Consider the following 24390-nt stretch of genomic DNA (forward strand, 5'->3'; position numbering starts at 1 on the left):
GTCGTTTCTGGGATTTTTGGATGAGGGGGGCTAATCTTATTCCTCGTGATATTTTGTCTGCGCCGTCATCCGATGAAATATTGCGTGTCGAGGCGGCGTTGGGGGTGAGGCTGCCCCAAGAGTACTTGAGTCTCCTTGGTAGGATGAACGGTGCCTTTATTCAAGGTAAGATCTTTGATATTCCAGGCGGAAATAACGCGGGAGTGAGTCAGTTTGTTCCATTTGACAAGGTGCTTTATGAGAAATCTCTCGTGGAACAGACCGGCCCGACGCAGTTCGTGCCAATTGCGCATGCATCTGGCGGGAACTACGTTTGCATGTCAATGAAGGGGAATGAGTTTGGAAGTATCTATTTTTTCGACCACGAAATCCCGGGCGAAAACGCTTTTGCCAAGGTGGCGCTGAATATTTCTCAATTCTTGGATATGTTGCGACCATTCTCCGTGGATGATGTGAGGCTTGATCCGAACGATGTTGGGGAGGTATGGATCGCCCCGGATTTTCTCAAGAAAATAAAGGGAGAATAAGTGTTTCGGTGGGGCGCCAGGCTGATGAAACATCCAGTACACAGGCAGAATCAGGGATAAGTAACAAATGAAAATAACTAACCGGCTGGCGGCTCTGCCGATCGCAGCCTTGGTATCGCTCGGGGTACAGGCCCAACAGGCGCCGACACCTGCCGACCAAGCCGCCGCCGCTAGGGCGAACGCAGAACAGGACCGACAGGCACAGCAGCAACGCGACGCACAACAGCGCGACGCGACCGTACACGCGCCCTCGGTGCGCTCGGAAGTGCCGCACATCGAAGCGTATCCGGCGCTTCCCACTGAAACGCCGTGCTTCCGCATCGACCGCTTCTCGCTCGAGGTGCCAAGTTCGTTGCCTGACACAGCGAAGGCTCAAGGCGCGTCCGCGCTGCCGATGGATCGCTTCGCGTTCGCACGCGAATGGCTGAGCCACTACGCCGGGCAATGCGTCGGCAAGCAAGGCGTCGACGTGCTGGTCAAGGGGCTGTCTCAGGCCATTCTGGCGCGCGGCTACGTCACCACGCGCGTGCTCGTCCCCGAGCAAGACCTGTCGAGCGGCGCGCTCAAACTCTCGCTGATTCCCGGCGTAATCCGTCATGTGCGCTTCGCCGATGAAAAGCTGCGCGGCACATGGAAAACCGCATTCCCGACCGGCGACGGCGAACTGCTGAACCTGCGCGACCTCGAACAAGGTCTGGAGCAAATGAAACGCGTATCGAGCCAGGATGTCTCGATGCAAATCGTTCCGGCCGACCTGCCGGGTGAAAGCGACGTGGTGCTCGATGTGAAGCGCGGCAAGCCGTGGACGGTCGTCGCATCGATCGACAACGCCGGCACGCGCGCCACGGGCAAGCTGCAAGGCAACCTGTCGGTCGGCATCGACAACCCGCTCGGCCTGAACGACATCTTCAATATCGGCGTCAGCCAGGACCTCGAGTTCGGCGACAAGCGCCTGGGCTCGCACGGCTGGAACGGTTTCTATTCGATTCCATGGGGCTACTGGACCGCCACGCTGTCCGCGTACACGAACAGCTACTATCAGCAGATTGCCGGCGTGAACCAGACGTTCGTCGCAAGCGGCAATTCGAAGACGGTCGATTTCAAACTGGCCCGTGTGCTCGCGCGCAGCCAGAACGACGTGCTCGGCGGGTATTTCCGGCTGTCGCGCCGTTTCGGCCAGAGCTTCATCGAGGACACGGAAATTTCGCAGCAGCGCCGCAACAACACGATCATCGAAATCGGCCTGACCGACCGCCATTACTTCGACGGTGCGCAGTTCGACGGCTCGCTTGCGTATCGTCAGGGCGTAGGCGGGTTCGGTGCGCAGGCCGACACACTGGCGGCAGTCGGTGGCCCGACCTATCGCTTCAAGATGGCCGTGCTCGACGCGAACCTGTCGGTGCCGTTCGCGATCGGCAAGCAGCCGTTCCGCTACGTGGGAACGTTCCACGGCCAATACACCGGAAACACGCTGTACTACATCGATGACCTGACGATCGGCAGCCGCTACACGGTACGCGGCTTCGATGGCGAAACGATGCTGGCGGCGGCGCGCGGGCTCTACTGGCGCAACGAACTGCAGATGCCGATCGGCCAGACTGGACAAGCGGTGTATGCAGGGCTGGATTACGGCCGCGTATGGGGACCGCAGCCGATCGCGCTCGTCGGCACGCAACTGGCCGGTGCGGTGATCGGCGTCAAGGGCAGCGTCGGCACGCGTTTCGGTGCGTATGCGTATGACCTCTTTGCGGGCACGCCGGTCTACAAGCCGTCCGGTTTCCCGACTGCGCGTGTCACGCTTGGATTCCAGGTGACTGCACAGTTCTAGGCGGTTTGATCGTGTCCGGTTCCCTCGGGTCTGGACACTTTGTGCGGCGGGAGTCGCTGCCGCGCTTTTATGCACGGATCACGCCGGGCGATTGAAGCCAAGTCGATCAGGCGAAGTGATGTTGTCTGTTAGGTGTATTTAACAATTAAGAGGGAAAATGATGAATAAACAACTTGCTCTGGCGAGCATGATGGGGGCGGTCGTACTGCTGGCCGCATGTGGCGGCGGGGACGGCGGTGGCGGAAGCTCGGCAACCAGCAGCTCGACCGGGTCGACCTCGCAAACCACCTCGAGCTCGACAGCCCTTGCCCCCTGCACGTCCGGCTACAAGAGGCTGCAGATCACGAAAAGCAGCATCTCGAACGCGAACATCAACCTGACGACTGACGATGGCATCGCGACGCTGACGATCAAGACGCCAGCGCAGGGCATCACGAGCGACCTGACTGTGTGCCTGGGCAAGATGGACCCGTCGTCGGCTGGCGCGACCGGAGACTATATCTATGGTATCGAGGTCCCCCAGGGCGATCTTCATTCGATGACGTCGTCGACACTGACGCTGAATTTCACGACCAGCATCGTTCCCAACCCGAACCCGCCCGTGATCGAGCTTGCGGACCACTCGGGCGGGCCTACGGTCTATAAGCCGCTGGTCCAGGGCGCATCGTATGTGAATCCGCCGAACTATTCCTTGAGCGTCAGCGCGCAAGATCCCGGCATCTACGTCGTGCGCCTGAGGAAATAGGGGAAGAGGAAGCTGCGGTGGCGCGCGTGTCACGCCCCGGCTTCAAATGAACGGGCCTCGGCCGCGCGCAAACGACCTTCCTCGCTTGTGCGTTCGGCCGCGTTCATCAGTCCGGCGCGGCAACGCGTCGTGCGATATCCGCCGCGCACCCTTGCGCCGACAACCGTGATGTATCGACCAGACAATCGCTGAACGGCCGCGACGCGTAACCCTCGCGATACATCTCCGCGATTCTTTCCCGCTCCCAATCCGTCAGCGCGCGCTCGCCCCGGTCCGACATTGCGACCGTTTCCGGCGGCGCCAGCGTCACGACGAACAGACGCGCCGAACGTGCGTCGCACGCGGCGCGCAGCCGTTCGAACTCCACGTCGCCGATCGGATACGCGATGACCAGAAAACGTTTGCGCTCATCCGCGATGCAGCGAACGATGCGCTCCAGTGCGATTGCCCATTGCACGTCGAATGGCGCGTCCTCAGGGGCGTCGTGATCGTCGCCGTCGATGAAGCGGGCGTCGGGCAGCATGTGCGCGAGCGCGACGCCGATCGTTGTTTTGCCGCTGTTGATCGGGCCGTTCAGGTGGATGACGGTCAGGGGGGGCATGAGTGATGTGCTGTAAGCAAAAGGTAATTATAGGGGTGTGAATTCCGAAAGAAATATTTTCAGTAAACATCCCTAAAGAAAATTCGTCCGGCGCCGTTAGAGTTCAGCAGAAGTTTAAAAAGCATCAAAGCAACAACAAACCACACGACCAAACAACCGAGGGGCGCGCGGCCGACGCAGCCGCGCGCATGACCAGACGATGGCACGCCGCAACGCGAATCGGCGCGCAGGCGCCAGGGGCCTGCGCCTGTTCTTCTTTTGCCTGGCCACGGCAGGTTCGTTGTCGTGTCGGGCAGTCTCCGCCGGCATCGGCACGCGGACGCTCGTCATTCAGGTCACGCGCACGAATCCGATCCGGTGAATTCCGCCAAGGGCGGCGTTGAGCAAGACGCCATGCAGGACCCTCATTCCTGAATTTCCAGGCAGACGCCACATTCGAAAGCGCGATCTGTTCGTTCACATGCAATTGGATTTCAATAAACATGAACATCAAGGCTGGACTCTGCGGGGCGTTGTTGTTGCTTGCAACGGCAACGGCATATGGACTCGGCGCACAAAGCGGGCAAGCGCAGTCGCCGGCGCCTGCGTCGTCCACTCCTGCCATCCCGGACGCTGCCATGGCGCAGCTTGGCGCGCGGGCTCGTGCATTTGTTACGGGCCTCGAGGTGGATCCGGATTCCGAAAACGGGCGCATCCTCGTGCAGTGGTTGATCAAGATCGCGCTAGTTCCGGAATTTAGCGCAAATCTGAGCACACTCGACGCTAGCCCCAATCCGCTGGGGAGCGTCACGTTTTCTTCGGAGAACCGGTTGAAGATGTTGCGATCGATGAAAGTAGTCGCAAGCGAGTCTCGGGACGACTGCAAGATAAAGCAGCCGGGACGAGACGATCTTGGGGGGCTCGCGAAAACCCTTTCACCGAAAGGACTCCGGAGCGCGCTGGAGATGATCGAGGTCATCTTGACGCAACGATCTGGGCAGGCCGGCGTGGAAGAGCATTACACCGTAGCCGAATTGCTCGATGCGGACGCGCGCCTCAATTCAGTGGCGTTGCCTGAATCGCTTTCGAAGGGCCACGAATCGGATAATTGCGCGTTGTTCGCGTTCCTCATCGACGCAGTGGTCGCGCTGCCGGAGCCGCAGCGGCGGCGCGCAACCTACGAATTCTTCAAGAGGATCGGTGGCGGCAAGCAGGCAAGCGAAAGCGTGCTCGGCGATCCGGCCGCATACCTGGACGACGTGTTCGACGAGCGCCGCCTGCCGGATTCCATCCGGCGTCGCCTGCCGCCCGACGGCAGCCGTCCGTTGCCCTTTTCGCGTTTGATCGTGGATGCGGAGTGGGTGAACAAGTCGGCGCCGGAAGCCGCCTTTCTGATCACCGATACCTATGTCAATCGGCGCAATAACGGTGTCGTTGCCGAGCTCGTGACGTCGCAAGACAAGTCCGGAAAGACGACATGGTCGGACTTCACGTTGAGCTTCGGCATTGCGGACATGTTTTACCAGAGCGTGGGGAGCGACACGACCATGCTCCGTACGCTGAAGGACGACACGGCAATCGCGATCGCGAACCAGCCGATGGTGAAGGGAAAGCGGATCGAGATACCCATTCCTCAGCCGTCGCGCAAGGGTGAATTGTCGAGGCGCTGTGAAGTCGGAATGACGGTGCCGGCGTCGACGATCTTTCACACATTGACGGGGGATGCCGTCGACCTGGCGTGCAGCGAGATCGGGAAGGACGGCACGACGACCCGTGTCCGCGCCACCTGGCTGAGCGATTACGGCGTCACGCTGAGCAGGGCGTTCGACGGCGAAGAAGGGCGGACCGACGTCGTCATCAAGAACGTCACGATCGTGAAGCCATGACGGTGACGGGTGAACATCGACCGCGCATGCGTACGAATGCGCGAGCGTCATGCGTGGATGATCCTGTCGGGGGCAGCGCGTTGGCAGGCGGCGCGACGGCGGGCCGTCAACCCACCGAGTGCGTTCGTCATGCGTTGAAGCGGTCGGTTGGCGTCGTCGGGTTGATTGCCGCGTTGGCAGGGTGGCCCGAGGCTGTCCCGGCGGTGCCGCTGATGCCGCGTATGGATGGCGCGACGACGCAGGCATTTCCGCTGCCGCTCGTCGACGACACGACGCCTTGCGTGCTGACGATGAGAGGCCCGTCCTGGAGTGTTTCGCCGCTCGACAAGCCTGAGGCGCGGCGCGACACCTGCAGGAAGGAAGCGGCGGCCGGCAACCTGACTGCCAGGGCCATTTACGGCGAGATGATGCTGTACGGCTACGCCGCCCGGCCGGACCTGGCTCGGGGCGAGGCGATCCTGATGTCGGCCGCGGGCGACGGTTCGGTGCTGGCACGGCGGGCGCTCGGCAATCTTTATCGCGATGGCGCCGTGTTGCCGCAGGACTATGCACGAGCGCAGGCGCTTTTCGCGTCGGCGGCGCGCGACGGCGACGCCGAGTCGGCGAACCTGCTCGGCCAGATGAGCGCAAACGGGCAGGGGCAGCCGGTCGACGATGTCGCCGCCTACCGGTACTTCGTTGCGGCAGCCGACGGAGGGTCCGTCAACGGCGCAACCAATGCGGGGAAGCTCGCCCTGACCGGGCGCGGGGTGTCGCGCGATCCCGCTGTCGCGGCGGCCTGGCTGTCGCGAGGCGCGGCAGGCGGCGATGCGAGTGCGCAGGTCCTTCTCGGCTTGATGCTCGTGCGCGGCGATGGCGTGCCGCGGGACGCCGACAAAGGGGCGGCGTGGTTGCGCATGGCTGCCGCACAGGACAACGTCGACGCGTGGGTGGCGCTGGGCAATCTCTATCTGACGGGCATCGGCCGGCCGCGGGACGAGCATCGAGGCTTCAGCCTGATGTCGGCCGCGGCCGAGCGTGGCTCCGTGTATGCGCAGCGCAGGCTCGGCGAACTGTACGAAAGCGGAACAGGCGTCGCGCGGGACGATGCCAAGGCGCGCGTCTGGTATCAGGAAGCGGCCATCGGCGGCGACACGTGGGCGCGTTTCGCGCTCTCGAACGACTATCGCGACGGTCGCGGCGGCCCGGTCGACCTCGAGGCGGCGCTTGGCTGGATGCAGGGCGCCGCGGATGCGGGGCTGGTCGTCGCCCAGAACGATCTCGGCGTGATGCTGGAGAACGGCACCGGTACGAAGCCGGACCGCGCCGCTGCCAGGGCATGGTATGAAAAGGCCGACGCACAAGGCTATGGGATCGCGTCGCTCAATCTCGCCCGTTATGCGTTTCGCGGCGAAGGGGAGCCCGCGAATTTTCACAAGGCGTTTCAGCTTGCCAGCCGCGGCGCGGAGCGCGGCAGCGTTGCCGCGGCATTGATGGCCGCGAACATGGCATGGCAGGGCCAGGGCACGCCGGTGGATCGACCGCGCGCGATGCAATGGCTCCGGTTTGCCGCGGATCGCGGCAATGTCGAGACAGCACGGTGGATCGGCTTTCAGTATCTGGCCGGTACCGCGGTGCCACGCGACGAGCAAGCCGCGCTGCACTACCTGAAGCTTGCGGCGGACGCCGGCGACCCGACCGCCGGCGTGTGGCTGGGCGCCTATCTGGCCGAACAGCGGATGTCCCATGCCGGCAAGACGGGCCTTCAATGGCTGGAGGCGCTCGCGAGCCGGCAGGTTCCCGAGGCTTATTCCGCGCTCGGCTATGCATACTGGCGCGGCAAATCGGGCGGGCCCGATCCGAAGGCCGCGCTCGACTGGTTTTCGCGTGGCGCGAAACTGGGCGACCCGGCGTCACAGGCCTGGCTGTGTGCCACGTATGCGGACGAAGGCAGCAAGTCGAGTCGGCGACCCGAAGCAACGCGCTGGTGCCGAATGGCCGCAGACAAAGGCAATGTCGGTGCGATGCGCGTGCTTGCATCAGCCGCCGTCAACCTTGTTGCAGCCGACGAACGCGCCTATTGGCAGTGGAAGCTCGCCGATCGCGGCGAGCGGACCTATCAGTCGATGCTGGGCGATGCGTACGATCTGGGCGACGGCGTGCCGGTGGATTTCGATGCCGCAATGTACTGGTTTCGCCGGGCGGCGGAACAGGGTGATGTGTCTGCCCAGGCGTCGCTCGCCTGGCATCTGTCGGTCGGCTTGGGAGGGCGAACCGACGAATACGAAGCGTTTTCATGGGCGCTGCGTGCCGCGCCGGAGAGCGCCGAGGCGAAGCGGATGGCGGGTATCGCGTATCTCTACGGTCGCGGCGTGGGGCGCGACCTGGCCGAGGCCCATGCCTGGATTGAAAAGGCGGCGAGCGCCGGGTCGCAGTGGGCTGAAAGCGATCTTGCGTTGTTGTACGAAACCGGAGCGGGTGTGCGGCGCGACGAGGCAACCGCGCTGGACTGGCACCGGCGCGCTGCCGGACGCGGCTCGGAGGTGTCGGAGATCGCGCTTGCGTTGCGCGGCGTGGCGGCGGGAGACGAACTGCGGCTTCCGCCCAACGAGACGCGATGGCTGGTGCCTGCCGATGCGACCTCGACCCTGTGGAGCGGTGCTGCCGATCGCAGCTGGGATGGCCTGTCGTGCCTGAGTGTGGCCCTGTTGGGGGATCCTTTCATGCAGTACGCCGTCGGCATGCGGTTTCTGGTCGGCAATGGCGTACCGAGAGACAGGGCGCTCGGTGCCGCGTGGATTGCACGGGCTCGCAGGAGTTTTGATGCCGTACCCGAATTCCGGAAGTATGGCGCCGCGACGGCGATCATCGAAGAGCGGGTTGCGCAGCGATTGGGAGACGACGAGAAGCGGCGGGCCGCGGATATCGGCGCGAATCTGGTCGCGACGGTGCGTTGAGGTGGAGTGGCCCTGCGTCGTATGCGCGTGAACCGAGAAATCAGCTGTATCGGCAGGGAGTGGAATGGATGGTTTGTCGGACTGCGAAATAGTGAGTGTCCAGGGCGCTTTGACCATGGCTTATGTGCATTGCGCGGTTGTAAACGAATCGTGTCCGGTCTGCGGGCAGGGCAGAGTCCTGGTGGCTGTCGAGAAGGATGGTCATTCTCTCTTTGTCTTCTGCGAGGATTGTGAATCCGAATGGAACGAACCCGGCGAATCACGCGACGTGTCCTCGGCCACTCGCGACCGGCATACCTTCTCGCGTTGCGTGCAGCCCGACGAACTGGCGGATCATCAATGGTATCCGCTGGTGCTGAATCGATGACGCCATGCGACGCCACATCTTTCGAGAGAGCCGCTGATGGGACTCTATCGTTGCGTCTTTGATGACGGTGACGAAATAGACGGTGTCGAAGTCGGCTCATACGCGGATTTCGACGACTTGTGTCGCTACAGTATGCAAACGACTGAAGCTGGAACTCGAAGAAATCGGCGAGTGCATGCGGCAGATGGCGTCGCTTCCGTTTGCTTCCGAGTGGCAGGTGAGTGTGGCGGCAAGGCGGGGCGTCGTGCCGCGGAACGCGTTCGAATCGTTCCTCGACGTCAATGGCGATTACGTGCTGGATCGCATTCATGCGCTCGTCGTCATCGCACTGCAACGTGAGCTGCCGGTGATGTTTCAGCAACCGGCGAACTGAACTTGATACATATGGCCATTCCTCGACAACTGGCAGCCGCGATCGCCGACGCATCGAGCCTGATCGATCGAAATGGTGAGCTCCCCGCGACCGAGCGAAGAAAGATGCTTCAACTCATCGAAGCATTGTCCTCTGCCGAGCATGTCGATGCCGGGTATCTGCGCCGCGCGCGGCTCGCGATCGTATGCGCGATGGAGGTGCTAGAGCGGATCGATCCTTACCGGGATGTCGTGGCAGAAGCACGGGCGATGGTGGCGAAAGGCTTGATGGCACTTTCAGGAAAATACCCGCTGGATCGGCTGCAACAGGAATGCGGAGACTTTCACGTGAAGGTGGTTGACCTGCTCGAGCACGGAGAGGCGGCTTATGTTTCGACATATGCCGGAATGGCAGTGTTCTCGGCGATCAACACGGTTCTGTACGATACCAACTTCGATCTGGTTGGGGAGAACGAGCTAAACGTGCCGCCCGACGAATGGGATGCGAGCTTCTACGGTTCGCTGGCCGCTTCGGGTAGTGCGATTTGGGAGGGCAAAGGCGGAATGGAGCGTCGTCGAGCCTACTGGCGATGGTATCTGGAGCAGGCGATTCCGCTCGCGTGGGAAGTCCTTGTGCCTGGAGTTGCCTCGTAGTCCCGGACAAAACGTCACACGATGGACTTCGCCGGCACCCCTCTCACTCCGCGTCAGCCTGCAGATTCCGCAACGGAACCCATCCCGCTTCGTCGCGAGACAGGCGTTCGCACCAGACCCATCCATTCAATGTCCTGGACCCGATCAGCATTTCGCCGGTATCCACATCCAGTTCCCGAGCCGTGTAGTCTTCCAGCGCACGGCCTGTGCCGTCGGGGAGTCTGTCGATAACTTGCAGCGGCACCCAGCCACCCGCCTGACCGGGCGTGGTGCAGAAAAACCAGTCGTCCCAGCCCTCGGGGCCTTGGTACTTCTCGCCAATGACGAACGGATCGCCCTTTTTGACGCAGATGGGATTCGGATACTCACTTCGATGCGGTTTGGTGACGACGTAGTTCATGGTGATCTCTTGCATTCATCCGTAAGTGGAGTTGACCGGCGCCGCGACTCGCTCATCCGAGTAGCATAAGCCGTTCTCCTCGAAAATCGGCGAACTGGATCATGAGGTACTACCGCGTGATTTGCCCGGGGACCATTCAACCCGGTGACGCGATCGCACTGGTGGAGCGGCAAACAAATCGTTTCTCGATTGACCAGTTCTGGCAGGTGCAGTTGGCGCATCGTCCCAGCGTTGATGATCTCGACGCGCTCAGGACAAAGCACCTGAGCGGTGACGCTATGAGCCGCTCGCGGTCGCCTCGGAATTGTCAGGATTTTTTTTGATTGGCGTGAGGTAATGTGATTTTAATTACTGATGTGTGCTACTCCGGCGACAGCGCGTGTGCCGCAGGTGTGATTTTCGAATCTTGGGAAAGCAATGTGGTGATCGAGAGGCTGACCGCTAAGGTAGATGGTCTGACGAGCTACATTCCCGGTAAGTTCTATTTGCGAGAGTTGCCGTGCATCCTCGAGTTGTTGAAGCATGTTGAATATCCGCTTGAATGCATCGTCGTCGATGGCTATGTGACGCTTGGCGCCGATGAGCGTCCAGGGCTCGGCATGAGGTTGTGGCAGCACCTTGACGGCAAGGTTCCGGTAATTGGGGTTGCAAAGACGAAATTCCTCGGAACCCCAGAAGATGCAGAAATACTACGCGGAGATAGTTCGAAGCCGCTATTTGTCACCGCTGCGGGGATTGATTTGGAATCAGCGAAGAATAATATTATTAAAATGAGTGGGAAATTTAGAATTCCGGATTTGATCAAGGCGGCGGACAGGCTCTCTCGGGATCCGGCTGACTTGTAATGGCGGATATCGATCATCAACGCCGCTACGACTCTCCGGCCGACTTCTCCGCATTGAACGGAAGCATCGTGATGAAACTGACCGCCGACGCCGCAATCGCAGTCTGCGAACAAGCGGCAGAACGGGGTAGGGTGATTGCCCGCGTGGAAGGGGGAGTCTGGCACTCGCCCGGATTCGAGGCGAGAGTGGATTGCATCTGGGACGGGATCGACCCGCCCATCGATGCTCATACATCAGAGAAAAACAACCTGGCCGCGATTCAGTTCATTCGTGCCGAGCGCGCGAGACACGATGTCTTCATCCTCACGGCGCCGCGCCTGAGCGGCTGGTGACGATCCCATCCGCTCGCGGCCGCCTCATAAATCAAAACGGCCCGCGAGCGAATGAAACGACTTACTTCTCGTCGTTCTTGATCTGCGGCAGCGCCGACGATTCACCCGCAGCCAGCAGCCCGACCTGCGTATAAACACGCAGCTTGTCGCGCGTATCGGTGATGTCGAGATTGCGCATCGTCAACTGCCCGATCCGATCCTTCGGCGAGAACGTCGACGCGACCTTCTCCATCGACAGACGCTCCGGGTGATACGTGAGGTTCGGCGACTTCGTGCTGAGAATCGAATAATCGTTCCCGCGACGCAGTTCGATCTTCACTTCGCCGGTGACCGCGCGCGCGACCCAGCGCTGCGCCGTTTCACGCAGCATGATCGCCTGCGGGTCGAACCAGCGGCCCTGATACAGCAGGCGGCCGAGACGACGACCATTCTCGCGGTACTGCTCGATCGTGTCTTCGTTGTGGATGCCGGTCACGAGACGCTCATAAGCGATATAAAGCAGCGCGAGCCCCGGAGCTTCATAAATCCCGCGGCTCTTCGCCTCGATGATCCGGTTCTCGATCTGGTCGCTCATCCCGAGCCCGTGACGGCCGCCGATGCGGTTCGCCTCGAGCAGCAGCTCGACCTGGTCCTTGAACTCGACGCCGTTCAGCGCGACCGGCTGGCCCGCCTCGAACCGCACCGTCACTTCTTCCGCGGCGATCTTCACGTCATCGCGCCAGAACGCGACGCCCATGATCGGGTTCACGATCTTGATGCCGCTCTCGAGGCTTTCCAGATCCTTCGCCTCGTGCGTCGCGCCGAGCAGGTTCGAGTCGGTCGAATACGCCTTCTCCGCCGACATCTTGTATGCGAAGCCCGCCTGGCGCATGAATTCGGACATTTCCGCGCGGCCGCCGAGCTCGTCGATGAAGGTCTGGTCGAGCCACGGCTTGTAGATCTTCAGGTCCGGGTTCACGAGCAGGCCGTAGCGGTAGAAGCGCTCGATGTCGTTGCCCTTGTACGTGCTGCCGTCGCCCCAGATGTTGACGCCGTCTTCCTTCATCGCGGCGACCAGCATCGTGCCCGTCACTGCGCGGCCGATCGGCGTCGTGTTGAAGTACGTGACGCCGGCCGTCGTGATGTGGAACGCGCCGCTCTGCAGCGCCGCGATGCCCTCGGCCACGAGCTGCGCCCGGCAGTCGATCAGTCGAGCGCCTGCCGCACCGTACTCGATCGCGCGCTGCGGGATCGAATCGTAATCGTCTTCGTCGGGCTGGCCGAGGTTCGCCGTGTACGCGTACGGGACGGCGCCCTTGAGTTTCATCCAGTGCAGCGCGGCGCTGGTGTCCAGGCCGCCGGAGAAGGCGATACCAACCTTCTGGCCGGTCGGGAGGCTTTCGAGAATCGTGCTCATAGGAATACCGTGGATTGAAGTCCGGAGGGGTTGTATTTCGCGGAATATGCGAGTATCGGCTGTCCGGGAACTTGGGGCAAGGGGTGATTTCGGGCCGGCAGCCGCGCCCGGCCTGCCGCAGCGGCCTTGTGCGCCGCCGAGGGGCCCCGTGGCAGCGCACAGCTCGACGCCAGTTCAAGGGCCGGACCGGTGGCGGACGGCCGGCGCCCGGCGCATGCAGGCGCCAATGCACCAAACGGGTGCGTCAACGCCAACGTCAACGCTCCGCAGCTGCAGTCCGGTCTCAGATATTCCACGACCGCGCGGTATCCAGCAGCCGCTCCCGCAACTGATCCACTTCCCCGGCCAGCTTCGCCGAAATCGACACATACCCGGAGAGTTGCGGCGGCGGCGCGTCGTGCGGCGCGTCCGGGCGCCGCCGCGTGCCGCCGAGCCGGCTCGGCGTGCCGAACTTCAGCGCGCGGCTCGCGCCGACCAGCCGGTCGCGGATGTTCCGGTTCATCGCCTTCATCGCGACGCGCATGTATTCACGGGCGGCCGTATCGTCGCGGGCCGGCAGCACGCTCGCGAGGATCTCGAGGTAGCTGATGCAGAGCCGCAGGTTGCGCTGGATCGCCTCGAGCTGCTGCATCGAGATCTCGCATTCCTTCGACACGGACGGCATCAGCGAACGCAGCTGCACGAGCAGCGCGCTGAGCGCGGCCATCTCCTTCAGGTGCGCTTCGTCGCTGACCTGCCGGTCGCCCACGATCCGCGCGTGCACGGCGGCGCAGGCGCGCAGCGCGTCGGCGAGCTTGTAGCGCCACGAGTAGGTCGCGTAGAGCGGCAACGCGAACGAGAACGCCAGCGCGATCATGATGCCGACCAGCACGTTCACCGCGCGCCACAGGCCGTCGACGATCTCGTTGTCGCCGTGCCCGGCGACGATCACCATCGTGATCGCCGACAGCAGCGCGATATAGCCGGCCTTGCCGATCGCGTGATACGCGCAGAATCCGCAGGCGATCGCCATGACCGCGTAGATCGCGAGCGGCGCATGGACGGCCGAGTGCAGCAGGATCAGCAGCAGCCCGGCGAGCGCGCCGATCGACGTGCCGAGCGCGCGCTCGGCGGCCTTCTTGCGGATGTTGCCGTGATGCTGCAGGCCGCCGACGACGATCAGCACGGTGATCGTCGACCATTCGCCGTGCGGAATCCGCAGGCTGGTGGACAGGCCGATCGACACGAGGATCGCGAGCGCGACGCGCGCGGCGTGGATCAGCTTCGCGTGCCGGTAACGACGATACGGGTCCAGCAGCGGACGGAGCGTGTTGCGGATGAGTGCCGGCAGCCGGGTGTGGGGCAGGGTGGTCATGACGGAAAGCGAGGTGACGAACGAGCGCGCCGACCCAAGCCCGGCCGGCGTCCGGCGCGATATTGCGGCTGCGATCGGAGACGTAACGCTAGCCCAACGCGCGCAGGCTGTCCACGTCGGGATGCGGGCGGCGGGCCGCCCGTCACGCTGCGGTCCGGCTTCGCGCGGTGTCCCACACGCGGTTGCGCCCGCTGGATTTCGCCTCGTACAGCGCTTCGTCGGCGAGCTTCAGCAGCGTCGCGGCGCTCAGCGCGCGCTCGCGCGTGGTGGTCGCGGTGCCGATGCTGACGGTCACGAGCCCGTAGGGGCTCATCACGTGTTCGACGTCGAGCCCGGCGATCGCGCGGCGGATCGCTTCCGCGACGGTCGCCGCGCCGCGCACATCGGTGTCGGGCAGCGTGACCACGAATTCCTCGCCGCCGTAGCGCGCGACGTGATCGCTCGGGCGCCGCAGGCAGCGCAACGCGCACTGCGCGACCTGGCGCAGCACGTTGTCGCCCGCCTGGTGGCCGTAGTAGTCGTTGAACGACTTGAAGTGGTCGACGTCGATGAACAGCACGGACAGCGGCCGGCCGCTGCGGGTCGCGCGCTGCGCTTCCTGCGCAAGCACGGCGTCGAACCGGCCGCGGTTGTCGAGGCCGGTCAGCGCGTCCGTATGCGCGAGGCGGTACAGCTTCGCTTCGGCGACCTGCCGGCGCTTCAGCTCGCGCGACAGCAGCAGCGAGCCCGCCGCGATGATCGCGGTGAAGGCGGCCATCAGCACCCCGATCCAGATCGCGCGCTCGCGCCACGGCGCATAGATGTCGTCCTCGGCGGGCGCGACGTTGACGATCAGCGGCAGGCCGGTCAGGTGCCGGTATACGAAGTAGCGCCGCACGCCGTCGATAGCGGCCGTGCCGTTCAGCACGCCTTCGTGATGCGCCATCGCCGCGATGAACAACGGTCCGGTGTGCAGGTCGCGGCCGACGAGGGCCGGGTCGAACGGCAGGCGGCACACGAGCGCGCCGTTGTCCTCGATGATCGCCGCGGTGCCCCGCTTGCCGACCGCGATACCGTCGAGCAGCGCGCGGAAGTAGTCGATGCTCAGCGTGCCGACGACGATGCCGCCGAACGAGCCGTCGGGTCGTTCGATCCGGCGGCTGAGCGCGATCGTCAGCGCGCCGTTGCGCAGCCGGGACGCGTAAGGCTTGCTGATGTACAGGCCGTGGTTCGGCCCGTCGCGCTGCGCGATGAAATAGTCGCGGTCGGCAAAGTTGCCTTGCCGGGCTTGCCCCGCGCGGGAATCGATCACGATGTTGCCCTGCGGGTCCATCACGAAAATCGAGCCGAGATAAGTGCCGGTCGCCGCGCGGTCGAACAGCACCCGGTTACGCATGGACGGCGGCAGCGCCATCACGGCCGGATCGGCGACGCCGTCGACGACGTTCTGCAGCGACAGATCGTACAGCTCGATATTCCGGGCGATGTCGCGCTCGATGAGCAGCATCAGGTTGCGGGCGTTTTCGATCGCATGACGGTAGGCGTCGCGGCGGGTGTCGATCAAGAACGACGCGCACAAGCTCCAGCTGAACAACAGCAGGACGACGCCCAGGACGATGACGCCGGCGGGCGACAAAATCCATGCGGCCGTCGACGAGATGTGGCGGCGCAACGCGGGCAGCAGCGGGAGTTGCATCATCCTGGCGGGCGTAAGGCGGCGGAAGATGCATGGTTCAGATGATTCCGCACGATTATTTCAAGATAATTCATATTATCTCGCGAACTTTGACATTCTTGCCATCTCGTCAAATCCGTTCATGCTTTAAATGCAATCCGACCCGGTTACCTGTCATTACCTTACCAGGCCCGCAGTGGCAATCTGATTTGAATCAGCCTCTCGCAAGCCGTCATTTTGTCTGATTATTCGGAATCTGTTTGTATTATTTTCTGATTAATTGACATTCTGTCGGTTTCGGATCGGGCGGCGATCGGCCGTGCCGGCCGCGGGCAGCCTCCAACTCCTTGATTCTGCAAAGGCCGCGTGTTGCGCCGGATGTGCGCCGCGTGCGCTGTCCCCCTGACGAATCAGGTAGAATCCGCGCTTCGCCGCAGGTCCCCGGCGCGCGACGCGCAGCCGGGGGCTGCATCGAATGCAGGCCAGGGGGCGCATTGCGCCTCGATTTCGCACGGGCGCCGGCCCGCTCAACGTTCGTCCGTTTTATGTCCGCACTTCCGAATCCCGACCAACCCGGTTCGTCCGCGAACCCACCCAAGCTTCACCGCGCGCTGAAGGCGCGCCACCTGACGATGATCGCGATCGGCGGCTCGATCGGCACCGGCCTGTTCGTCGCGTCCGGCGCGTCGATCTCGCAGGCCGGCCCCGGCGGCGCGATGGTCGCGTACATGCTGATCGGCCTGATGGTCTATTTCCTGATGACGAGCCTCGGCGAGATGGCGGCGTTCATGCCGGTGTCGGGCTCGTTCGCGACCTACGGCGCGAAGTACGTCGACGAGGGCTTCGGCTTCGCGCTCGGCTGGAACTACTGGTACAACTGGGCGGTGACGATCGCGGTCGAACTGGTGGCCGCGCAGCTCGTGATGCACTACTGGTTCCCTGACGTGCCCGGGGTCTGGTGGAGTGCGGCGTTCCTCGCCGTGATGTTCCTGCTCAACGCGCTTACCGTGCGCGGCTTCGGCGAGGCCGAATACTGGTTCGCGCTGATCAAGGTCGTGACCGTGCTCGCGTTCATCGGCGTCGGCCTGCTGATGATCTTCGGCATTCTGAAGGGCGCGCCGCACAACGGCTGGAGCAACCTCACGATCGGCGACGCGCCGTTCGCGGGCGGCCTGCCGGCGATGATGGGCGTCGCGATGATCGCGGGCTTCTCGTTCCAGGGCACCGAGCTGATCGGCGTCGCGGCCGGCGAATCGGAGAACCCGCGCACGACGATCCCGCGCGCGGTGCGCCAGGTGTTCTGGCGGATCCTGCTGTTCTACGTGCTCGCGATCTTCGTGATCGGCGTGCTGGTCCCTTACACCGACCCGAACCTGCTGAAGAGCGACGTGACCGACATCGGCGTGAGCCCGTTCACGCTGGTGTTCCGTCATGCAGGCCTCGCGTTCGCGGCGGGCGTGATGAATGCGGTGATCCTGACCGCGGTGCTGTCGGCCGGCAACTCGGGGATGTACGCGTCGACGCGGATGCTGTACACCCTCGCGACCGAAGGCCGCGCGCCGAAGCTGTTCGCGAAGCTGTCGCCGGGCGGCGTGCCGCGCAATGCGCTGTACGCGACGACGGCGGTCGGCGCGCTGTGCTTCCTGACCTCGCTGTACGGCGACAAGACGGTCTACATGTGGCTGCTGAACACGTCGGGGATGACGGGCTTCATCGCGTGGCTCGGCATCGCGGTCAGCCATTACCGGTTCCGCAAGGGCTACGTCGCGCAGGGCTATGCGCTCGACCAGCTGCCGTACGAGTCGAAGTGGTTCCCGTTCGGGCCGCTGTTCGCGTTCGTGCTGTGCATCGTGATCGCGCTCGGCCAGGACTACCAGGCGTTCCTCGCGAACAGGATCGACTGGATGAGCGTCGTCGCGACCTACGTCGGCATCCCGCTGTTCCTCGTGGTGTGGGCGGGCTACCGGCTCATCAACAAGAGCCGCTTCGTCCGCTTCGAGGACATGGAGATCGCGCCGTGGGTGGACGCGAACCGGGACGGGCAGCGGAGCATGCAGCCGGTGTCGACGCCGGAAACCGCCGCGTGATGCGCGCGGCGCGGTAGCGCCGCACGCCGGCGACAAAACGGGAAACCGCGGGGAAGCCTCGCGCTTCCCGTTTTTTTTCGCGGGTATCTTTCGGTCCGGGGTCAAAGCCGGTTATATTGCCCGACCCATCACGGCGCGCGGGACGCGCAATCAAGAGGAATTCATGAGCGCATCACCTGCCGAGCGGACGGCCGACGCCGTGTCCATCGTGCGAATCGAGGCCGCGATCAATGCGTGGCGCGAAGTGTACCCGCCGGCTCCGGACGGCGAGGACGGCTACGCGCTCGATGCCGGCAGCGACTGTCTCGCGGAACTCTATGGCGCGATGATCTGCTACCAGCAGACGAGCGTGCCGCTCGATACGCTGAACGCCGATCAGCGCGATGCGCTGTTTGCGACGGAAGTCTGAGCACGGGGCTGCCGACCGGCGCATGAACGAATGAACGGGAAGCCTGCGGGCTTCCCGTTTTTTTGTGCGCGGAAGCGGACAGCGGGCGTCACCCCTGGTCCCCGCCCCCCACCGGCAGCACCGACCCGGTGATGTACGACGCCTCGTCCGACGCGAGGAACAGGATCGCGCCGACCTGCTCGTCGATCGTGCCGTAGCGATGCATCGGGCTCGACGCGACCGTCTGGTCGACGATCGCCTGATACCAGCGCGTCTCCTGTTCGCTCGGCGGCTCGGTATTGCGCGGCACGATGCGCGGCGGCGCTTCGGTGCCGCCGGTCGCGACCGCGTTCACGCGGATGCCGTGGTGCGCCTGCTCGAACGCGAGGCTCGCGGTCAGCGCGTTGACGCCGCCTTTCGCGGCCGCGTACGGAATCCGGTGGATGCTGCGCGTCGCGATCGACGACACGTTGACGATCGCGCCGCGCTTGCGCGCGATCATCCCCGGCAGCACCGCGTGGCAGCACCACAGTGTCGGGAACAGCGAGCGGCGGATCTCCGCCTCGATCTGGCGCGGCTCGTACGCGTCGAACGGCTTCGCCCAGATCGTGCCGCCGACGTTGTTGACCAGCACGTCGATCCGGCCGAACGCGTCGAGCGCGGCCTGCGCCATCTGCGCGGCGCCTTCGGCCGTTTCCAGATCGGCGAGCACGGCAATTGCGCGGCCGCCTTCCTTTTCAATATCGGCCGCGACGTCGCGCACGGTCGGCGCGCGGTCGACGAGCACGAGCGCCGCGCCTTCCTGCGCGGCGCGCAGCGCGACGCCGCGGCCGATTCCCTGGCCCGCGCCGGTGACGACGACGACCTTGTCCGCGAAGCGGTTCGGATGGGGCGCGTTCATGCGGCGTTGCTCGACGAGAATTTTTCGAAATACAGGTTGGCCGGCGTCACGCTGCACTCGCGCAGCCACGCCTGCACCGCGTCGACCATCGGCACCGGGCCGCACAGGTAGAGGTCGACGTCGCCGTCGTTGAGCCACGCCGGATCGACGTGCGCGGTGACGTAGCCCTTGCGCGGATGCGCGCTGCCGGCGTCGGCGACGCAGGTCCGGTATTCGAAGCCGGGCAGGCGGCGCGTGACGTCGTCGAGCTGGTCGAGCGCGACGAGGTCGGCGTCGTTCGTCACGCCGTACACCATCCGCACCGCCTGCGCGTTCGTGCGCGCCGCGCAGACGTCGAGCATCGACAGGAACGGCGCGATGCCGGTGCCGCCCGCGAGGAACAGCGCGGGCCGCGCCGCGTCGCGCAGATAGAAGCTGCCGTGCGGCCCGGAGAACGCGATCCGCTGGCCGGGCGCGGCGTCCTGCGCGAGATAGCCGCTCATCCGGCCGCCGGGCACGTTGCGCACGATGAACGACACGCGCGACGCACCCGGCTGCGAGCTGAACGAATACGAGCGCGACGACGTCGTGCCGGGAATCTCGACGTTCACGTATTGCCCGGCGAGGAAGCCGAGCTGGTCGGGCGCGTCGAGGTCGATCGCGAAATGGATCGTCGAGTCCGACAGCCGGTCGACCGCCGCGAGCGTGCCTTCGTGGCGCGCGGCGCCGGTCTTGCAGGCGGTCGACGACGCCGGCACGCGGATCACGCAGTCGCCGCGCGGGCGCGTCTGGCACGCGAGCACGTAGCCTTGCGACGCTTCGTCGGCGGTCAGCGCATCTTCGATGTAGCTCGCCTCGGGCAGGTCGTAGCGGCCCGATTCGCAATGACAGCGGCAGGTGCCGCATGCGCCGTCGCGGCAGTCGAGCGGGATGTTGATCTGCTGGCGGTACGCGGCGTCGGACAGCTTTTCGCCGTCGCGGCACGCGATGAAGCGGGTCACGCCGTCTTCGAATTGAAGCGCGATGGTGTGTTCCATGATCGTCTCGTGTCGACCCGAGTCAGCGCTTCAGCGCTTACTCGGGTCCCATGCCTGATAGTCGGCCCGAGTTGGCGCTTTAGCGCTTACTCGGGGCCCCAGAAAGGCAATCTTCCTCATCAGATGTGATAGATGTCGATCACCTGGTTGATGTAGTCGTTCTTCAGCACGACGTACTTGTTCAGGATCCGCGGCGCGGCGCCGCTGAAATCGATCACGTAGCGCGACATGCCGAAATAGGTCGACACGGTCTTGTAGCGAAAGCTCAGCGTGTGCCAGTTGAAGCGCACCGTGCAGACGCCGTCTTCGTGCTTTTCCAGCTCGACGTTCGCGATGTTGTGGCTTGTGCGCGTGTCGGGCATCGTCGCGCTCGAGCGCTCGGTCTTGATGCGGAACACGCGATCCTCGAGGCCTTGCCGGCTCGGGTAATAGATCAGCGAGATCTCGCGCTGCGGGTCGGTGACGAGCGCGTCGTCGTCGTCCCACGACGGCATCCAGAACTGCGCGTCCGGGTGGTAGCAGGCGAGCCAGTCGTCCCATTGCTCGTCGTCGAGCAGGCGGCTTTCGCGGTACAGGAACGCCTGGACGTCGGCGATCGAAATCGGGTTCATACGTGGCTCCTTTCGGCTTCGAGGGCGAGTCTCATCGTGTCGGCCCAGTAGCGGTGCTGCACCGTGTAGAGCCCTTCGTCTTCCGTCTTCACGCCGCTCATCACCGGGGTCAGGCCGATCTTGCGCGCGGCGTCGTCCGGGCCGTCGATCCAGTGCGTCGAGCCGCGGCACATGTCGTTCCACGCGACCGCGCTGCCCGCGTAGCCTTGCTGGCACGCGCGGAATTCCTCGAGATCGTCGGGCGTCGCCATCCCGCTGACGTTGAAGAAGTCTTCGTACTGGCGAATGCGGCGCGCGCGCGCGTCGGCGTCCTCGCCCTTCGGCGCGATGCAGTAGATCGTCACTTCGGTGCGGTTCACCGACAGCGGGCGCAGCACGCGGATCTGCGAGCCGAACTGGTCCATCAGGTACACGTTCGGGTACAGGCACAGGTTCCGCGAGTGCTGGATCATCCAGTCGGCGCGCTCGCTGCCGCAGCGCGCGGCGAATTCGTCGCGGCGGTTGAAGTTCGGGCGGTCCTCCGGGTTCGACCAGCGCGTCCACAGCAGCATGTGGCCGCGTTCGAACGCGTAGAAGCCGCCGCCCTGACGGCCCCAGCTGCCGGCGTCCATCGCGCGGATCGTGTCCTCGCGCGCGTTCTGCTCTTTGCGATGGTTCGTCGTCGCCGCGTAGTTCCAGTGCACGGCCGACACGTGGTAGCCGTCCGCCCCGTTCTCGGCGGTCAGCTTCCAGTTGCCTTCATACGTATAGGTCGACGCGCCGCGCAGCACTTCGAGCCCGTCGGCGGACTGGTCGACGATCATGTCGATGATCCGCGCGGCTTCGCCGAGGTGGTCCTGCAACGGCGGCACGTCGGGGTTCAGGCTGCCGAACAGGAAGCCGCGATAGCTTTCGAAGCGCGCGACCTTTTTCAGATCGTGCGAGCCTTCCTTGTTGAAGCACTCCGGATAGCCGGCGTCTTCCGGGTCCTTCACTTTCAGCAGCTTGCCGCTGTTGTTGAAGGTCCAGCCGTGGAACGGGCACGTATAGGTCGCCTTGTTGCCGCGCTTGTGGCGGCACAGCATCGCGCCGCGGTGCGTGCAGGCGTTGACGAACGCGTTCAGCTCACCCTGGCGGTTGCGCGCGATGAAGACCGGCTGGCGGCCGATGTGGGTCGTGTAGTAATCGTTGACGTTCGGAATCTGGCTCTCGTGCGCGAGGTAGATCCAGTTGCCTTCGAAGATGTGCTTCATTTCCAGCTCGAACAGCGCTTCGTCGGTGAAGGCGCTGCGATGCAGGCGATAGTCGCCGCGCGCCTTGTCCTCGATGAGGAAGTCGTCGAGCGTGCGCACGGCGGGTGCGCGTTTCGGGTAGATCGGGATCATCGGGTGTCTCCATATTGGCCGCGGCACGGGCTGCGGTCCCATGCAAAGCGGTCAGGCTCGGCGCGCGCGTTCCCGGCGCGCGCCATCGAAGCGGGTCAGGCGGCGGCGCGCACGCGCGTCACTTCGGCGTCCGGCGCGGCGGCGTGCTCGCCGTGCAGCCGGAAATCGAAATCGATCGACGCGAACGGCCGGTCGACGTCGTGGCGCGCGAGTTCGGCCGGCGCGCTCACGCGCTCGATGGTCGGCACGAGGCCGTCGCGGCTCGCGAACGCGAAGTCGTCCCACAGGTACGCATCGCCGTCGATGTTGATCTGCGTGGTCAGCTTGCGATGGCCGGGCGCGGACACGAAGAAGTGGATGTGCGCGGGGCGGCGGCCGTGGCGGCCGAGCCGGTCGAGCAGGCGCTGCGTGGCGCCGTCGGGCGGGCAGCCGTAGCCGACCGGCACGATGCTGCGGAAGCGGTAGCGGCCCTGCGCGTCGGTGACGATCGTGCGGCGCAGGTTGAACGCGCTTTGCGTCCTGTCGAAGAACGAGTAGTTGCCCAGCAGGTTCGCGTGCCAGACCTCGACCTTCGCGCCCGCGAGCGGCGCGCCGTGCTCGCCGTACACGGTGCCCTGCATGAACAGCACGTCGCCGTCCGCTTCGTTCGCGCCGTCGTCGAGGCGCGCGAAGCCGATGCTCGCCGGCGCGCCGGCCACGTACAGCGGGCCTTCGATCGTGCGCGGCGTGCCGCCCGTCAGGCCGGCCCGCGCGTCGGCCTCGTCCATGCGGATGTCGAGGAAGCGCTCGAGGCCGAGGCCCGCGGCGAGCAGGCCGAGCTCCTGCGTCGCGCCGGCTTCGGACAGGTATTCGATGCCTTTCCACACCTCGGACGGCGTCAGGTCGAGGTCCTCGATCGCCTTGAACAGGTCGGCGGTCAGGCGGACCACGACCTGCCGGATGCGGGGATCGGCTTCGCCGCGCGCGGCGCCGACGATGAACCCTTCGACGAGGGCTTCGATGTCACTGTGGGTCATGGTCTTCTCCTGGCTCTGATGGGCCGCGATCCGGCGGGATGCGCGCATTTCCTCTGACTTTCGCCGACCCGGACCGATTGGAGCGTTGATGCCCTGGGGGTATAGTTGTGGGGTTCCGAGCAGGCAGTTGAAGGATAGTTGCGCGCGAAATGCGTCGTCCAACACTGATTTAGTATCAGTTTCATATCCAAGAGGTATTGAAATGGAGTTGCGGCACCTTCGTTACTTCGTCGCGGTGGCCGAGGAACGGAATTTCACGCGGGCGGCGGAGCGGCTGCACATCGCGCAGCCGCCGCTGAGCCGCCAGATCCAGCAGCTCGAGGAGATGCTCGGCGTGCCGCTGTTCGAGCGCAACGCGCGGCCGCTGAAGCTGACCGATGCCGGGCGCTTCTTTTATTCGCACGCGGTGCAGCTGCTCGCGCAGACGGCCGAGCTGGAATCGATGACCAAGCGCGTCGGCAAGATCGAGCGCAGCCTGTCGATCGGCTTCGTCGGCTCGACGCTGTACGGGATGCTGCCGAAGATCATCCGGCGCTATCGCGACGAATACCCGGCCGTCGAGCTGAGCCTGCACGAGATGTCGACGATGGACCAGATCAAGGCGCTGAAGGAGGGGCGGATCGATGTCGGGTTCGGCCGGATCCGTCACGAAGACCCGAGCGTGCGGCGCGTCGTGCTGCGCGAGGAGCGGATGATCGTCGCGCTGCCGCTCGGCCATCCACTCGAAAGCGCGAAGGAGGTGCTGTCGCTGCACGACCTCGTCAACGACACGCTGATCATCTTCCCGAAGGCGCCCCGGCCGAGCTACGCGGACCAGGTGCTGGCCGCGTTCCACGACCGCGCGCTGAAGCCGCGGCGCATCTACGAGACGCGCGAGCTGCAGATCGCGCTCGGCCTCGTTGCGATGGGCGAGGGCGTGTCGGTCGTGCCGCACAGCGTGTACGGGCTGAAACGCGACGACGTCAGCTACAAGCCGCTCGACGATCCGAACCTCGTGTCGCCGATCATCATGAGCATGCGGATGCTCGACGAATCGGAGGACATCCGCGCGATGCAGGCGCTGATCTACCGGCTGTACGACGAGGCGAAGATCGCGTACCTGCCGCCGCAGCAGGAGTAGGGTCTGTTCACGCATGAGCGTGAACAGACCCT

At 64.4% G+C, this 24390-nt stretch carries 25 protein-coding genes; 14 read left to right on the forward strand and 11 right to left on the reverse strand.

Going from position 1 to position 24390, the window contains the following annotated elements; all coding sequences use genetic code 11:
• Positions 1–20 precede the first annotated feature (20 nt).
• The 3 genes from B7P44_RS21180 (at position 21) to B7P44_RS21190 (ending at position 3100) form a co-directional block, all read left to right on the forward strand.
• Positions 21–527 (forward strand): SMI1/KNR4 family protein, encoded by a 507-nt coding sequence (locus B7P44_RS21180; protein WP_084907971.1) that lies wholly within the window; start codon positions 21–23, stop codon positions 525–527.
• Positions 528–594: 67 nt separating this feature from the next.
• A complete protein-coding gene (locus B7P44_RS21185) occupies positions 595–2355 on the forward strand; it encodes a ShlB/FhaC/HecB family hemolysin secretion/activation protein (RefSeq protein WP_084907973.1) in 1761 nt (586 codons plus the stop codon).
• A 157-nt stretch (positions 2356–2512) separates the two neighbouring features.
• A complete protein-coding gene (locus tag B7P44_RS21190; protein WP_231716802.1) occupies positions 2513–3100 on the forward strand; it encodes a hypothetical protein in 588 nt (195 codons plus the stop codon).
• Positions 3101–3206: 106 nt separating this feature from the next.
• Here the strand turns inward: B7P44_RS21190 and B7P44_RS21195 are convergent, their stop codons facing one another.
• Positions 3207–3701, reverse strand: coding sequence for a nucleoside/nucleotide kinase family protein (locus B7P44_RS21195; protein WP_084907975.1), 495 nt, complete (start codon positions 3699–3701; stop codon positions 3207–3209).
• 124 nt (positions 3702–3825) lie between these two features.
• Entirely contained in the window at positions 3826–4194 is a 369-nt protein-coding gene (locus B7P44_RS36540) for a hypothetical protein (protein WP_133117866.1), read from the reverse strand.
• Here B7P44_RS36540 and B7P44_RS21200 point away from each other — a divergent pair.
• From B7P44_RS21200 to B7P44_RS21215, 5 genes are all read left to right on the forward strand, one after another.
• On the forward strand, positions 4184–5566 hold the full coding sequence (locus B7P44_RS21200) for a hypothetical protein (protein WP_133117867.1): 1383 nt from the start codon (positions 4184–4186) through the stop codon (positions 5564–5566). The two genes, B7P44_RS36540 and B7P44_RS21200, sit on opposite strands and share 11 nt — an antisense overlap.
• 53 nt (positions 5567–5619) lie before the next feature.
• Positions 5620–8502, forward strand: coding sequence for a tetratricopeptide repeat protein (locus B7P44_RS21205; RefSeq protein ID WP_231716803.1), 2883 nt, complete (start codon positions 5620–5622; stop codon positions 8500–8502).
• A 64-nt stretch (positions 8503–8566) separates the two neighbouring features.
• Positions 8567–8869: a hypothetical protein gene (locus tag B7P44_RS36545; protein ID WP_133117868.1), complete on the forward strand. Its 303-nt coding sequence runs from the start codon at positions 8567–8569 to the stop codon at positions 8867–8869.
• An 82-nt stretch (positions 8870–8951) separates the two neighbouring features.
• The gene (locus tag B7P44_RS21210; RefSeq protein WP_205128723.1) at positions 8952–9242 is read left to right on the forward strand and encodes a hypothetical protein; all 291 of its coding nucleotides are present in this window, start codon (positions 8952–8954) and stop codon (positions 9240–9242) included.
• A gap of 11 nt (positions 9243–9253) precedes the next feature.
• Entirely contained in the window at positions 9254–9874 is a 621-nt protein-coding gene (locus tag B7P44_RS21215; RefSeq protein ID WP_084907981.1) for an Imm5 family immunity protein, read from the forward strand.
• A 43-nt stretch (positions 9875–9917) separates the two neighbouring features.
• On the opposite strand, the gene B7P44_RS21220 is transcribed toward B7P44_RS21215, so the two are convergent.
• On the reverse strand, positions 9918–10274 hold the full coding sequence (locus B7P44_RS21220) for an SH3 domain-containing protein (protein ID WP_231716804.1): 357 nt from the start codon (positions 10272–10274) through the stop codon (positions 9918–9920).
• A gap of 101 nt (positions 10275–10375) precedes the next feature.
• Between B7P44_RS21220 and B7P44_RS37375 the strand changes: the two genes are divergently transcribed.
• Genes B7P44_RS37375 through B7P44_RS21235 form a run of 3 tightly spaced genes read left to right on the forward strand, consistent with a single transcriptional unit; the run spans position 10376 to position 11451 of the window.
• On the forward strand, positions 10376–10597 hold the full coding sequence (locus B7P44_RS37375) for a hypothetical protein (RefSeq protein WP_084907986.1): 222 nt from the start codon (positions 10376–10378) through the stop codon (positions 10595–10597).
• Positions 10598–10612: 15 nt separating this feature from the next.
• A complete protein-coding gene (locus tag B7P44_RS21230; protein ID WP_084907988.1) occupies positions 10613–11119 on the forward strand; it encodes an endonuclease V in 507 nt (168 codons plus the stop codon).
• On the forward strand, positions 11119–11451 hold the full coding sequence (locus tag B7P44_RS21235; protein ID WP_084907989.1) for a colicin immunity protein: 333 nt from the start codon (positions 11119–11121) through the stop codon (positions 11449–11451). Before B7P44_RS21230 ends, B7P44_RS21235 begins: the two co-directional genes overlap by 1 nt.
• 61 nt (positions 11452–11512) lie before the next feature.
• Here B7P44_RS21235 and argG read toward each other — a convergent pair whose 3' ends face one another.
• The 3 genes from argG to B7P44_RS21250 all read right to left on the reverse strand — a co-directional run bounded on the left by argG (position 11513) and on the right by B7P44_RS21250 (position 15879).
• On the reverse strand, positions 11513–12847 hold the full coding sequence (argG, locus tag B7P44_RS21240) for an argininosuccinate synthase (protein WP_084907991.1): 1335 nt from the start codon (positions 12845–12847) through the stop codon (positions 11513–11515).
• A gap of 283 nt (positions 12848–13130) precedes the next feature.
• The gene (locus tag B7P44_RS21245; RefSeq protein ID WP_084907992.1) at positions 13131–14201 is read right to left on the reverse strand and encodes an FUSC family protein; all 1071 of its coding nucleotides are present in this window, start codon (positions 14199–14201) and stop codon (positions 13131–13133) included.
• Between the two features lie 142 nt (positions 14202–14343).
• The gene (locus B7P44_RS21250) at positions 14344–15879 is read right to left on the reverse strand and encodes a sensor domain-containing diguanylate cyclase (RefSeq protein WP_084907994.1); all 1536 of its coding nucleotides are present in this window, start codon (positions 15877–15879) and stop codon (positions 14344–14346) included.
• A 521-nt stretch (positions 15880–16400) separates the two neighbouring features.
• Between B7P44_RS21250 and B7P44_RS21255 the strand changes: the two genes are divergently transcribed.
• Both B7P44_RS21255 and B7P44_RS21260 read left to right on the forward strand, forming a co-directional pair.
• Positions 16401–17942 (forward strand): amino acid permease, encoded by a 1542-nt coding sequence (locus B7P44_RS21255; RefSeq protein WP_084907995.1) that lies wholly within the window; start codon positions 16401–16403, stop codon positions 17940–17942.
• Positions 17943–18105: 163 nt separating this feature from the next.
• Entirely contained in the window at positions 18106–18351 is a 246-nt protein-coding gene (locus B7P44_RS21260) for a DUF3717 domain-containing protein (RefSeq protein ID WP_084907997.1), read from the forward strand.
• A gap of 88 nt (positions 18352–18439) precedes the next feature.
• Here the strand turns inward: B7P44_RS21260 and B7P44_RS21265 are convergent, their stop codons facing one another.
• The 5 genes from B7P44_RS21265 to catA form a co-directional block, all read right to left on the reverse strand.
• Entirely contained in the window at positions 18440–19231 is a 792-nt protein-coding gene (locus B7P44_RS21265; protein ID WP_084907998.1) for a 1,6-dihydroxycyclohexa-2,4-diene-1-carboxylate dehydrogenase, read from the reverse strand.
• Positions 19228–20247, reverse strand: coding sequence for a benzoate 1,2-dioxygenase electron transfer component BenC (gene benC / locus B7P44_RS21270; protein ID WP_084907999.1), 1020 nt, complete (start codon positions 20245–20247; stop codon positions 19228–19230). The genes B7P44_RS21265 and benC overlap by 4 nt, the downstream gene beginning before the upstream one ends.
• Before the next feature lie 119 nt (positions 20248–20366).
• Positions 20367–20858: a benzoate 1,2-dioxygenase small subunit gene (benB, locus tag B7P44_RS21275; protein ID WP_084908000.1), complete on the reverse strand. Its 492-nt coding sequence runs from the start codon at positions 20856–20858 to the stop codon at positions 20367–20369.
• On the reverse strand, positions 20855–22222 hold the full coding sequence (gene benA, locus B7P44_RS21280) for a benzoate 1,2-dioxygenase large subunit (protein ID WP_084908001.1): 1368 nt from the start codon (positions 22220–22222) through the stop codon (positions 20855–20857). The genes benB and benA overlap by 4 nt, the downstream gene beginning before the upstream one ends.
• Positions 22223–22317: 95 nt before the next feature.
• Positions 22318–23238, reverse strand: coding sequence for a catechol 1,2-dioxygenase (gene catA, locus B7P44_RS21285; RefSeq protein WP_084909944.1), 921 nt, complete (start codon positions 23236–23238; stop codon positions 22318–22320).
• A gap of 202 nt (positions 23239–23440) precedes the next feature.
• On the opposite strand from catA, the gene B7P44_RS21290 reads away from it, so the two are divergent.
• Positions 23441–24358: a LysR family transcriptional regulator gene (locus tag B7P44_RS21290; protein ID WP_084908002.1), complete on the forward strand. Its 918-nt coding sequence runs from the start codon at positions 23441–23443 to the stop codon at positions 24356–24358.
• The last annotated feature ends 32 nt before the right edge of the window (positions 24359–24390 follow it).

The organism is Burkholderia ubonensis subsp. mesacidophila, assembly GCF_002097715.1.
GTDB lineage: Bacteria > Pseudomonadota > Gammaproteobacteria > Burkholderiales > Burkholderiaceae > Burkholderia > Burkholderia mesacidophila.